A 13,120-nucleotide genomic window follows, 5' to 3' on the forward strand; every position below is an offset into this window, starting at 1 on the left:
AAAATGCCAACCATAAGGTTGGCATTTTTTGTTGCTATTCTATATATTCCCCAGTAATTACTCTAAAAACACTGGTTTGTTTAAATTAAACACAACAATTGTTTATTTATTCAGTCAAAACCGAAAAGTTTGTATTAAAAGCTTGTAACAACTAGTGTTTGTAGATATACCTATAAATATTCGCGCCGTTTATGTCGGCTAAACACATTTTCAAAACTTGGTTAGAAATAGGCAACTATGGGCAAATCGCTAGTAATTGTAGAGTCACCTGCTAAGGCTAAAACAATTAATAAATATTTAGGTAATAACTTTATCGTTAAGTCCAGTATTGGGCATGTACGAGATTTACCTACTTCAGGTTCTGGTAAAAGCAAAGTGCCCGCGACAAAAACGCCGGCCGAAGTGCGCAAATTACCCCCTGAAGAGAAAGCAGCGTATAAAAAGCAACGAGACTATTCTAACTTAGTCGCGCGTATGGGCATTGATCCCGAAAAAGGCTGGCAACCACATTATGAAATACTGCCGGGAAAAGAAAAGGTAGTACAAGAGCTTAAAAAACTAGCCGAAAATGCTGACCAAATATACCTCGCAACGGATTTGGATAGAGAAGGGGAAGCCATTGCTTGGCACCTGCAAGAAATTATTGGCGGTGAGCCAGAAAAATATAAGCGTGTGGTGTTTAACGAAATTACCAAAAACGCCATACAACAAGCATTTGAAACACCCGGTGAACTAAACACCGATATGGTGTATGCACAGCAAACGCGTCGCTTTTTAGACCGTGTGGTTGGTTTTATGGTGTCGCCGTTGTTATGGGCTAAAGTTGCACGTGGCCTATCGGCCGGTCGTGTACAGTCGGTTGCAGTGCGCTTGTTAGTAGAGCGTGAGCGCGAAATTAAAGCGTTTATTCCGGAAGAGTTTTGGGATATTCATGCTGATGTGAAAAATAACGAGTCACAGATACGTTTAGAAGTCACTAAACAAGCTGACAAGCCATTTAAGCCAGTTAATGAAGCACAGGCGAGTGCCGCAGTTAAAAGCCTGGAAAATGCTGAATACGAAGTTATCAGTGTTGATGAAAAACCCAGTAAAAGTCGCCCCAGTGCACCCTTAATTACCTCTACCATGCAACAAGCTGCCAGCACCCGTTTAGGCTATGGTGTGAAAAAGACCATGATGCTGGCACAGCGTTTGTACGAAGGTGGTTATATTACTTATATGCGTACCGATTCAACCAACCTGTCAAAAGATGCGGTTGCCATGTGTCGTGATTACGTAACAGAACAATATGGTGAAAAGTATTTACCTAAAGAGCCTATTAATTACAGCTCAAAGGGCAATGCGCAAGAGGCGCATGAAGCAATTCGTCCATCAAGTGTAACTGTGCTTTCGGGTCACTTAGAAGGTGTTGATGCCGACGCTAAAAAGCTTTATGAGCTTATTTGGCGCCAGTTTGTGGCCTGTCAGATGGTCCCTGCTGAATACGACTTAACGACATTAACCGTGGCAGCAAACGACTTCCAACTTAAAGCGAAAGGCCGTGTACTGCGTTTTGATGGTTGGACTAAGGTACAACCTGCGGTACGCAAGAAAAATGAAGAAGATCAATCATTACCTGCCGTTACTGTGGGTGAAACACTAACGCTGATTGAGCTTGATCCGAAACAGCACTTTACTAAGCCGCCAGCGCGCTTTAGTGAAGCCAGCTTAGTTAAAGAGCTTGAAAAACGAGGCATTGGTCGTCCTTCTACGTATGCGTCTATTATTTCTACCATACAAGACCGTGGTTATGTACGAGTGGAAAACCGACGCTTCTTCGCAGAAAAAATGGGTGAAATCGTTACCGACCGTTTAGTGGAAAACTTTAAAGATTTAATGAACTTTGATTTTACCGCTAAAATGGAAGGCCGTTTAGATGATATCGCCGAGGGCGAACGGGTTTGGACCGAAGTACTTGATAAGTTTTATGCCGATTTTTCAACGCAACTCAGTGTTGCCAAAGGCGATCCTGAAGAAGGCGGTATGCGCCTCAATGAAATGGTCGAAACGGATATTGAGTGTCCTACTTGTAGTCGCAAAATGGGTATTCGTACCGCATCCACCGGCGTATTCTTAGGCTGTACCGGTTACAATTTACCGCCAAAAGAGCGCTGTACCACCACGATGAATTTAGTCTCGGGTGATGAAGCAGTAGCGGCCGATAGCGCCGATGCCGAGGACTTAGAAACCGAAACATTAATGCAAATGAAGCGTTGCCCAATTTGTGAAACGGCAATGGATTCGTACCTAATTGATGAAACCCGCAAGTTACATGTGTGTGGTAACAACCCCGCATGTAGTGGCCACATCGTTGAGCAGGGCACCTTTAAAATTAAAGGCTATGATGGGCCTGTTATCGAATGTGATAAGTGTGGCGCCGATATGGAGCTGAAATCTGGGCGCTTTGGTAAATATTTTGGCTGTAATAACGAGGAATGTAAAAACACCCGTAAATTACTCAAAAATGGTGAAGCCGCACCGCCAAAAGAAGATCCTGTGCATATAACAGAATTAGCATGTGAAAAATCAGATGCGTATTTTGTATTACGTGATGGTGCTGCGGGTATATTTTTAGCCGCGAACACCTTTCCTAAGTCGCGCGAAACACGTGCGCCTAAGGTCGAAGAATTACAACGCTTTAGAGATCGTATTTCACCTAAGTTTTATTACTTAGCTGACGCCCCGGCACAAGATCCTGATGGTAACTTAGCCGTAGTACGCTATAGCCGTAAAAACAAAGAGCAGTACGTGATGACCGAAGTTGACGGCAAAGCAACCGGTTGGACTGCGCATTATGTTGGCGGTAAGTGGGTTGAGGAAGCGAAGAAAAAAGCCGCGCCGAAAAAGAAAGCGGCAGCAAAAAAAGCCCCCGCTAAAAGCAAAGCTAAAACTAAAAAAGACGACGAATAACTCAGTTGTTCTTTTGTGATAATAAAAACCGGCGCTGATATTATCAGCGCCGGTTTTTTTATTTAGCTGGTATGTGCTGTCAGCTTAAATTTTAACAGCTGATACTGCTTTGTAGCCTTCAGATTTTAACTCATCATTGACGCACTTTAGTACGTAGGCATACAGGTCTTCATTGCTTACTTCGTCATCTTTAGCCCAATTAACACACATTTCTGTGAACTCATTAATTGTTTCAGCTGAAGCGTCGGCCGCATCTTCTGCAACCACGTTAGCTGCAGACAGTGCAAATAGAGGTGCTACGATTAATGCTAGCAATGCTTTGTTCATTTGATTATTCCTAAAAAATGGTGTGACAGTTGCGCTACCGCGTTTTAAACGCCGTGTAGGCAATAGTTACCAAAACAGAACATTCTGTTGGTATGCTGATTTTTAATCGAATTTAAAATAAAAGATAACGAATTATTTTTATCGTCAGGATGAATTATTATGCGCTAAAAAGTGTCGGTAACTATTTGTGTTAAAGTGCTTTATACGCTATGTTCAGTTTTTTTATAATAAGCAATTGTAATGTCTGAACCCACTCCAAAGAATAAAGCCCTGCCCACCAATAAGGTAGAGCATACCCTAGAAACATTTATTTTTCGTGGCCGCTGGTTATTAGCGCCGTTTTTTGTTGGTTTATTGTTTGCGGTGATTTTATTATTAATAAAATTTTTTAAGCAGCTTTATTTAATGGGCATAGCGACCTTCACTGCAACCAGTCAAGATCTGTTGGTGGGTATATTAACCTTAGTTGATACTGCGCTGTTGGCCGGTTTATTGTTGATTATTATTTTTAGTGGCTATGAAAATTTTGTTTCTAAGTTAAACGTTGATAATCACGAAGACCGACCCTCGTGGATGGGAAAAGTGGGCTTCTCTGGATTAAAAATGAAGTTAATAAGTGCCATTGTCGCAATCTCTGCGGTGGAACTATTGAAGGTGTTTATTACCTCGACTACTCACGCCAATGACGAATTGATGTGGAAAGTGCTAATACACATCACTTTTGTGGTCTCAGGGGTGTTATTTGCATTTACAGACTTTTTAAACAGCAAAACTAATAGTCATTAATAGCGGTCATAAAAAAGCCCAGTGAACTGGGCTTTAGCATCAACTATTTAATTTATGCGACTTTAGCACTGTGCGTAGAAGCAACCAAACGCGGGTAACGTCAGCAGTTGCTGGTTAACACTGCCAGTATGGTGTGATAGTTCATTATGCTCTGTTACTACGCTTAGCGGTAACGGCATAGAGGCAGTCGTTGCGCCTAAGTTAAATACACACAGCATTTTTTGCTCACCAAGGGTGCGATAAAATGCCAGTATTGGCTCAGCCGTTGCTATAAACTCAATATCGCCTTCAAGTAAAATAGTGTGTGTTTTACGCCACGCCATAAATTCACGATAGGCATTTAAAATAGAGTGTTCATCCGCGTCTTGTAGCGCCACCGACTGTGCTTTGTGTGCCATGTCTACAGGTAACCAGGGTTTGTGGCTGCTAAAGCCTGCGTATTGCGCGTGCTGATCATCCCAAGGCATCGGTGTTCTACAGCCATCACGGCCTTTAAAGTTAGGCCAAAATGTAATGCCATAAGGGTCTTGTAAGTCCTCAAAGGCAACATCTGCTTCACCAAGTCCTAATTCTTCCCCTTGATACATACACACACTGCCACGCAATGAAGCGAGCAGGGCGGTGAGCATTTTGCACTGCGTAGGATTAATTTCACCGTTATCGCTCCAGCGACTAGCCACGCGCTCAACATCGTGATTACTAAACGCCCAGCATGGCCAGCCTTCAGTCATTCTTTGCTCAAGGGTTTCAACGGTGGTTCTGATGTATTCACTTGAGTAATCATCTGTCAGCAGTTCAAAGCTGTAGCCCATATGCAGCTTATCGCCGCCCTCGGTGTACTCAGCCATGGTCGCCAGTGAATCTTCAGAAGATATTTCACCCAACGATACGGTGCCAGGATATTGATTTAATAGCGCACGAATATCGCGCATAAACTCGATGTTTTCTGGTTGAGTATTGTTGTAATAGTGATACTGAAATGCATACGGATTATCTTCACTAAAACCACGGCCTTGACGCTTGTCTTTAGGTTTTGCTGGGTTATCACGTAGCTGTGCGTCATGGTAGCAAAAGTTAATTGCATCCAGTCTAAAGCCATCCACGCCTTTTTTAAGCCAAAATTCAACGTTATCAAGCACGGCTTGGCGAACGTCAGGGTTATGGAAGTTTAAATCGGGTTGTTCAGTTAAAAAGTTATGCAAGTAATACTGTCCACGGCGGGGTTCCCACTGCCATGCAGGACCACCAAAAATAGACAGCCAGTTATTTGGTGCGCTGCCATCTTGTTTTGCTTCTGCCCATACATACCAGTCTGCTTTATCGTTACTGGTATTTTCACGGCTATCTAAAAACCATTGATGTTGATCAGAAGTATGGCTCAGCACTTGGTCAATAATAATTTTAATGTCGCGTGCATGCGCTTGCTCTATGAGCGTGTCAAAGTCGTTCAAATCACCAAAAAGGGGATCTATATCGCGGTAATCGCTAATGTCGTAACCAAAGTCTTTCATGGGTGATTTAAAAAACGGTGATATCCATATGGCATCCACACCTAAGCTTTTTATGTAATCAATACGATTTATTATCCCTTTTAAATCACCAATGCCATCATTATTACTATCTTGAAAGCTACGCGGATAAACCTGATAAATAACCGCACCTTTGTACCATTGCTGTTGGGCCATGCTTTTCTCCGTCATTGCACACCGTCTATAAATTGTTGTTTGGGTGATTTTGTTTACAAACCACTGAACGTGGAAAAAGCATACGTGAAGCCAGCCAAGCTGTAAAAAGGCTGCATACGTATGCAGCAAAAATAGCGAATTGAGACAGCGCAAAAAAGTATGTTAGGGCTGAAGATTAATCAGGTTAAAACACTGCTAAAAGCTTACCAATTAAGGTTTTTATGTGGTTCTACAGTGACTATTTATTGCAAACCCTTGGTGTTACTGTGATACAGCAATTTGAGTAATTATAATATTGGTCTTACCAATTATCATTTAATTGTAAGTATTGTTTTGAAAATATAAATTATAAATATGACAGTAAATCATCTAGCCAAAGGCATTCCTTAAAGTCATTTGAAGTAAAAAAATAAATGCCAGCAACACATTGCTCAGATTAAGCTAAGATGTACATATAACACCCTTTTAAAACAAGTGGTTAGCATGTATTTATGTGAAATTAATGTTAATGTAATGCAGTTGCTGCGTTATTGAATACGTATGCATAAAGTTGTTAATAAAATATAGCCGGAGTTAAGATTCATCCTGACAACAAAATTAGCTGACAAACAGTAGTACCTCTATCACAGCTGCTACTGTTTAGTTGCAACAATAAAACGGGTAACGGGAAAAACATCATGTCTATGTTCAAACCAAATATATTAACGATTGCGCTTGCTACTGCAGGCTTAACGAGCATCTCAGCGTATGCAGCAGAGCAAAAAACACTGACTAAAGATGAAGTTGAAGTCATCGAAGTTAAAGGCTTTCGTGGCAGTCTTGTGGAGTCTATTAATACCAAACGTTTTTCATCAGAAGTTGTAGAGTCAATTTCGGCAGAAGATATCGGTAAATTACCAGATTCTTCAATCGCAGAATCAATTGCACGTCTACCGGGCTTAACGGCGCAGCGTTTAGACGGGCGAGCAAGCCGCGTGAGTGTGCGTGGTTTTAGTGAAAATGAAAGTGCCACCACCTTTAATGGCCGTGAGCAAGTGTCTATTGGTGATAACCGTGGTGTTGAATTTGACCTTTACCCGTCAGAAATAATGAGCGGTGTTACTGTATATAAAACACCGAGCGCCAGCTTAGATGCTGAAGGCATTGCTGGTGTAATTGATATGCAAACCGTTAAGCCACTGAGTAAAGGTGAGCGAGTGATCATGTTTAATGGTCAACTTGAGCAAACCAGCTTTGAAAAATTAAACCCAGATGGCGACGATAAAGGCTTTCGTGGCACGGTGTCTTACATAGACCAATTTGCCGATGACACAATTGGTGTTGCATTTGCTTATAATAAAATGAGCTCACCAAACCAAGAAAAACGTTGGAACGCGTGGGGCTACCCTGAGGTAGAGGTAGAGGGTCAAAACTATTCTATTTTAGGTGGTGCGAAACCGTTTGTACGCTCGTCAACGCTTGAACGCGATTCAGCGATGTTTGTGCTAGAAGCAGCACCTAGTGATCGCTTAAATATGACATTTGATGCGCTATATGTTGATTTTTCAGATGAAAAAATCCTTCGTGGTATTGAAGTGCCATTTGCATGGGGCCAAGGCACACGTGATCCCGATTCATTTGTTATCGATCAGCAGTCTGGTTTTATCACCAGTGCGGTCACTGAAGGCCAACGCGTTGTAGTGCGTAACGACTTTGAAGAACGTAAGGCAGAGCTAACGCAATTTGGCTTTAACACTAAATACGATATTAACGATGCGTGGTCGGTTGAGTTTGACGTTAGCCGCTCAGAAGTTGACCGTCAAATTTGGAGTATCGAAAGTTACTCAGGTACTGGGCGTGGCGATAATAATGGTATTGCCGATAACATAGGTTACGCGTTTGATGGTGGCAACACCGGCGCACAATTTAGCCATGAATTAGATTACAGTGACTATGACCTTATTCAACTAGGTGGCCCGTTATCGTGGGGCGGCAGTGCAGCTTTAAATGATAAATATAATTTAAATGGCACACCATACGAAAATACAGCTCAAGATGGCTTTATTAATGCACCAGAAATTAGCGATGAGCTTTCTACACTAAAACTGGCAGCCAGCAAAGTGCTTGATAATGAATTTATCAGCAAAGTGCATTTTGGTATGTCTTACCGTGACCGTGAAAAGAGCAAGCAGTCAGAAGGGTATTACATGACCCTGAAAGATTTTTCACTGGCTAATCCGGGCATGCTATCGGTGCCTGAGCAATATCGTTTAGGCACTGCGAATTTAGACTTTATTGGCATGGGTGAGATGATTGCTTATGATACCAATGGCTTAGTAAACGACGGTTACTACGATTTACTACAAGAAAGCTTAACCAATCAAAACCACAAAACGCAATCGTGGACGGTACAAGAAGAAGTAACCGCATTATTTGTACAAGCCGATATCAATGCTGAGCTTGGCAATGTGCCAGTGACCGGTAATGTGGGTGTGCGTTATGTTGAAACCAAGCAATCTTCACAAGGTTTTGCTGCAAACACGCAAGATGGTCGTGTAGTGGTAACCCCTACTGATATTAGCCACGATTATAGCCATGTATTACCTAGCTTAAACTTATCGTTTGCGCTTGATGAAGAGCAAACAGTGCGCTTTGGCGCGGCTAAAACCATTTCACGTGCACGCCTTGATGAAATGAATGCATCAGTGAATGCAAACTATAGCCAAACACAACCAGATGAAAACGGTAACTACTGGTCAGTGTCGGGTGGTAACCCCGCACTAGAGCCAAAAGAAGCCACGGGTTTTGACTTAAGCTACGAAAATTACTTCCATCAAGAAGGTTACTTTGCAGCGGCGTTTTTCTATAAAGATATTACGCAATGGATTTTTGATGGTAGTTATGAAATAGATATGTCTGGCGTTGCTGACCCATCGACGGGTGAAATTCCTGAAAATTCAGGCGGTACGGGCTACGGTAAAGTAAATGGTGGCTCAGGTGACTTATGGGGTTATGAGCTATCGTTATCATTACCACTTAGCGTATTTCACTCAAGCTTAGAAGGCTTTGGTTTAATTGCCAGCCATACCGGTGTTGAGCAAGACTTACGCGATCAAAACGGTAATGAGTTTGAGCTACCGGGCTTGTCAGACAAAATTGATAGCTTAACTGTGTATTATGAGCGCAATGGCTTTCAAGCACGTACTAGCATGCGTAAACGCAGCGACTTTAAAGGCGATGTTTACGGTTTAGGCTTTGCCACTACGCAAGTGGATATCAAAGGCGAAACCATTTGGGATGCGCAACTGGGCTACGACTTTGCTGAGGCGGGTATTCCAAGCCTTGAAGGCTTAAGTGTGACGTTCCAAGTACAGAACATCACCGAAGAACCATTCACTTCGTTACAAGGTGAAAACGCGCTACAAGTACGTGATTACCAAGATTATGGCCGTACTTACTTACTCGGCTTTAGTTATAAGCTATAGTTTTCTTTAGCGTTGAAAGGCCCTTGTGATTTATTTTACAAGGGCTTTTTTATATCACGTTCAATACGAGGTTTACTTTGCCTAGGTGGAACAGTAAATGAATAATAAAATAACACATGTGGTAATTGCCGGTGGTGGCACGGCAGGCTGGATCACCGCCGCTTTATTAAATAAAGTATTGGGTAATGTGATCTCCATCACCTTAGTAGAATCGGAGCAAATCGGCACCGTTGGCGTAGGGGAGGCCAGCATTCCGCCGATTTTACATTTAAATGCTGCATTGGGCATCGATGAACAGCAATTTATAAATGCCACCCAAGCGACAATCAAATTAGGCATAGAGTTTGAAAACTGGCGTGAACAACAGCATAGCTATATGCATGCGTTTGGCACGTTAGGAAAAGACTTTCCGTTTTGTGAGTTTTATCACTTTTGGTTAAAAGCCAAACAGCAAAATCAAGCCCCCGACCTGTGGGATTTCTCTGTTAACTACCAAGCGGCCAAAGCGGGCAAATTTAGCCATTTACGCAACTTACCCAATACCCAATTACCCGGGTTACATTATGCTTATCATTTTGATGCAGGTTTATACGCACAATTTTTAAAACAGCTTGCCCAGCAGCGCGGCGTAAAACGAATTGAAGGTAAAATAGCCAGTGTGCAGCAGTGTCACCAATCAGGCGATATTCAAACGTTAACATTAGAAGATGGCTCTGCTATTGCTGGCGATTTATTTATAGATTGCACCGGACTCAGTGCTTTATTAATTGAGAAAACCTTAAATACCGGCTTTGAAGACTGGTCACACTGGCTGCCTTGCGACAGTGCTGTGGCGGTGCAATGTGAATCAGCGGGGGCACCGCTACCCTATACGCGCGCTATTGCGCGCAGCGTCGGCTGGCAGTGGCAAATTCCTTTGCAGCACCGAGTCGGTAATGGTTTAGTGTATGCGAGCCGGTTTTTGAGCGATGATGAGGCAAAACAGCAATTGCTGGCAAACTTACCAGGCAAAGCAACCACAGAGCCAAGAATAATTCGCTTTAAAACTGGGCGACGTCGATTGCAATGGCATAAAAATGTGGTGGCAATAGGGCTATCGAGCGGCTTTTTAGAGCCACTGGAATCAACCAGTATCCACTTAATTCAAACAGCTGCGATCCGGCTGATTAAGCTGTTTCCGCATAAGGGCATTAAACAGCCGCTAGTTGATAGCTATAACCAGCAAAGTAAAACCGAAATAGAGCGCATTCGCGATTTTATTATTTTACATTATAAGCTCACCGAGCGCAGCGACAGTGCATTTTGGCGGCAGTGTCAGCAAATGAGTATTCCTGACTCATTACAGAAAAAAATAGCCTTGTTTAAACACAGCGGAAAACTTATTCGTGAAGATGATGAGCTTTTTGCCGAGCCAGCATGGCAACAAGTGATGCTAGGGCAAGGGCTAGAGCCCGATGATTATCACCCGTTAGTAAATGCATTAAGTGATGAGCAATTACACGGCTTATTTGTTGATTTAAAAGCCTTGATCAGTCATGCAGTTGAACAACTGCCTTCTCATAGTGAATTTTTATCTAGGATGAAAAGTAAATAAATGAAAAAGTTATTTCAGCTATTGTTTGTTAACACACTGATTGCCGGCGCAATGTTGACGGCTATTAATACCCACGCCGTGTCAGTGTCGCCTAAAAATTGGTGGGTGGGGATGCAAAATACTCACTTGCAAATTATGCTGCATAAGCAAAATAGTGCTCAGCAACAGTGGCAGTTATCGCCCTATAGCGGCGTTGCGTTAACTAGTATTAACACTACAGCTAACCCAAATTACGCGTTTTTAAATTTAACTATTAGCCCAGAGGCAAAACCAGGCACTTTGGTATTTACCAGCGCTACAGGGGAGCGGTTTGACTATACCTTGCAAGCACGGCGCAAGCACAGTGCTAAGCGACAAGGGTTTGATAGCCAAGATACAATTTACTTAATTAACCCCGATCGTTTTGCCAATGGCGATCGCAACAACGACACCGTGGCGGGGATGCTAGAAGCGGCTGATCCGGCAAATAAAGGCGGGCGTCACGGAGGTGACGTGCAAGGGGTGATCAATGCTTTACCTTATTTGCATGATTTAGGGATCACTCAGTTGTGGTTAACCCCCGCGCTTGAAAATAACATGCCCAGCTACTCTTATCATGGCTATGCTATTACTGATTTTTACAACATTGATCCCCGTATGGGCAGTAATGAATTATACCGCGAGCTGTCACTAAAAGCGCAGCAATATGGCATCGGCTTAGTGATGGACTTTGTGCTTAATCACATTGGCTCTGAGCACCCGTGGATGCGGGATATGCCAACGCCAGATTGGATTAATTTTAATGGCGAATTTGCCAATGGTAAGCATGCAACAAGCCATGCAAGACAAACAATTCAAGACCCACACGCTAGCCAGTTCGATAAACGCCAGTTTAGTGATGGCTGGTTTGTAGAAACTATGCCCGATTTAAATCAACGCCAACCTTTGTTGGCTACTTACCTTATTCAAAATACCATATGGTGGATAGAATATGCTGATTTAAGCGGTATTCGAGTTGATACCTACTCCTACTCAGACAAAGCGTTTTTAGCCAACTGGACTCAAGCCATTATGAGTGAATACCCCGCATTTAATATCGTGGGGGAGGAGTGGACGACCAATTCGGCCATTGCGGCGTATTGGCAAGCCGGCAAAATAAACCGCGATGGCTATCGCTCAAGTTTGCCCAGTGTGATGGACTTTTCGCTGCAAGAAGCGGTTATTCAGGCATTAAATGAGCAAGAAAGCTGGAACACCGGCTGGGTAAAAGTGTACCAATCGCTTGCCAATGATTTTCTATACCCTAATCCAGATAACCTGTTAGTGTTTGCCGATAACCACGATATGAGCCGAGTGTATACCGAGCTTAACCAAGATCTAAATAAAACTAAAATGGCGATGACCTTGTTGCTTACCACGCGCGGTATTGCACAAATGTATTATGGTACAGAGGTGTTACTTGATAACAGTGGCAGTAACGATCATGGCGATATTCGTATTGATTTTCCGGGCGGCTTTAACGGCCACAGCGTCAATGCTTTTACTGGCGAGGGCCTGAGTGAGGCACAGCGTGATATGCAGCAAACCATACGCCATTTGCTTAATTTTAGAAAGCACAGCCCGGCATTAGGTAACGGTAAATTAACCCACTTTAGCCCTCAGCAAGGTGTTTACAGTTATGCACGTATCGCCGCGGAGCAAACGGTATTGGTATTTTTAAATAAAAATAATCAAGCGAAAAACTGGTCACTTGACTATATGCAAGAAGTACTTAAACCACACGCCAGTGCGCGTAACCTGTTTACTCAGCAACCGCTTAACTTAACTGATGGGCTTACCTTAGCCCCGATGAGCGCCACTGTATTAGTGCTTGAGTAAAATGCGGCCGCTGAATACGTATGCAGCGGCTGTCAGTCAGCCGCGCTTCACATTAGTATTAAATTCATAACAAAAAACACAAACTAGTAAAGTAGCACTATGACAATGATGAAGATAATTAAATATAGCCCTTTGCTATTGGCCAGTAGTTTTTACTTAGCCGGCTGCTCAGATAGCGAAACGCAAGCTAAGCAAGCGGCAGAGCCTGCGCGCGAAGTGATCAGCAAACCGGTGGTGTATCAGGTGTTTACCCGTTTATTTGGCAATACCGAAACGGCAAATATTCCATGGGGCACGAAAGAGCAAAATGGCGTGGGCAAATTTGCCGACTTTAACGATGCAGCACTGCGTGGCATCAAAGAGCTGGGTACCACTCATATATGGTACACCGGAGTATTACACCATGCGTTAGTAGGTGATTATAGCCAATATGGCATCACTCCCGATGACCCTGATGT

At 43.0% G+C, this 13,120-nt stretch carries 7 protein-coding genes and 1 pseudogene; 6 read left to right on the forward strand and 2 right to left on the reverse strand.

Going from position 1 to position 13,120, the window contains the following annotated elements; genetic code table 11:
• The first annotated feature begins 237 nt into the window (after nucleotides 1–237).
• Nucleotides 238–2,949 carry a type I DNA topoisomerase gene (topA, locus tag ABYB02_RS08960; RefSeq protein ID WP_372762129.1) on the forward strand — a complete coding sequence of 904 codons (2,712 nt, stop codon included), beginning with the start codon at nucleotides 238–240 and terminating at the stop codon, nucleotides 2,947–2,949.
• Between the two features lie 84 nt (nucleotides 2,950–3,033).
• Here the strand turns inward: topA and ABYB02_RS08965 are convergent, their stop codons facing one another.
• Nucleotides 3,034–3,276, reverse strand: coding sequence for a hypothetical protein (locus tag ABYB02_RS08965; RefSeq protein ID WP_372762130.1), 243 nt, complete (start codon nucleotides 3,274–3,276; stop codon nucleotides 3,034–3,036).
• 240 nt (nucleotides 3,277–3,516) lie between these two features.
• On the opposite strand from ABYB02_RS08965, the gene ABYB02_RS08970 reads away from it, so the two are divergent.
• Complete coding sequence (locus tag ABYB02_RS08970) at nucleotides 3,517–4,062, forward strand: TIGR00645 family protein (RefSeq protein ID WP_372762131.1); 546 nt, start codon at nucleotides 3,517–3,519, stop codon at nucleotides 4,060–4,062.
• Between the two features lie 62 nt (nucleotides 4,063–4,124).
• Here ABYB02_RS08970 and ABYB02_RS08975 read toward each other — a convergent pair whose 3' ends face one another.
• Nucleotides 4,125–5,747: an alpha-glucosidase family protein gene (locus ABYB02_RS08975; protein WP_372762132.1), complete on the reverse strand. Its 1,623-nt coding sequence runs from the start codon at nucleotides 5,745–5,747 to the stop codon at nucleotides 4,125–4,127.
• Between the two features lie 677 nt (nucleotides 5,748–6,424).
• On the opposite strand from ABYB02_RS08975, the gene ABYB02_RS08980 reads away from it, so the two are divergent.
• From ABYB02_RS08980 to ABYB02_RS08995, 4 genes and pseudogenes are all read left to right on the forward strand, one after another.
• Nucleotides 6,425–9,211 (forward strand): TonB-dependent receptor, encoded by a 2,787-nt coding sequence (locus ABYB02_RS08980; protein WP_372762133.1) that lies wholly within the window; start codon nucleotides 6,425–6,427, stop codon nucleotides 9,209–9,211.
• A 97-nt stretch (nucleotides 9,212–9,308) separates the two neighbouring features.
• A complete protein-coding gene (locus ABYB02_RS08985; protein WP_372762134.1) occupies nucleotides 9,309–10,805 on the forward strand; it encodes a tryptophan halogenase family protein in 1,497 nt (498 codons plus the stop codon).
• Nucleotides 10,806–12,662, forward strand: coding sequence for a glycoside hydrolase family 13 protein (locus ABYB02_RS08990; RefSeq protein WP_372762135.1), 1,857 nt, complete (start codon nucleotides 10,806–10,808; stop codon nucleotides 12,660–12,662).
• Between the two features lie 108 nt (nucleotides 12,663–12,770).
• Nucleotides 12,771–13,120, forward strand: a pseudogene (locus ABYB02_RS08995) (alpha-amylase); the annotation flags it as partial.

The organism is Pseudoalteromonas sp. (assembly GCF_041613455.1).
GTDB lineage: Bacteria > Pseudomonadota > Gammaproteobacteria > Enterobacterales > Alteromonadaceae > Pseudoalteromonas.

What these genes read in the sequence shown, in the direction of transcription:
- topA (WP_372762129.1), top strand. Translation starts at nt 238, where the DNA reads ATGGGCAAATCGCTAGTAATTGTAGAGTCACCTGCTAAGGCTAAAACA.
- ABYB02_RS08965 (WP_372762130.1), bottom strand. Translation starts at nt 3,276, where the DNA reads ATGAACAAAGCATTGCTAGCATTAATCGTAGCACCTCTATTTGCACTG.
- ABYB02_RS08970 (WP_372762131.1), top strand. Translation starts at nt 3,517, where the DNA reads ATGTCTGAACCCACTCCAAAGAATAAAGCCCTGCCCACCAATAAGGTA.
- ABYB02_RS08975 (WP_372762132.1), bottom strand. Translation starts at nt 5,747, where the DNA reads ATGGCCCAACAGCAATGGTACAAAGGTGCGGTTATTTATCAGGTTTAT.
- ABYB02_RS08980 (WP_372762133.1), top strand. Translation starts at nt 6,425, where the DNA reads ATGTCTATGTTCAAACCAAATATATTAACGATTGCGCTTGCTACTGCA.
- ABYB02_RS08985 (WP_372762134.1), top strand. Translation starts at nt 9,309, where the DNA reads ATGAATAATAAAATAACACATGTGGTAATTGCCGGTGGTGGCACGGCA.
- ABYB02_RS08990 (WP_372762135.1), top strand. Translation starts at nt 10,806, where the DNA reads ATGAAAAAGTTATTTCAGCTATTGTTTGTTAACACACTGATTGCCGGC.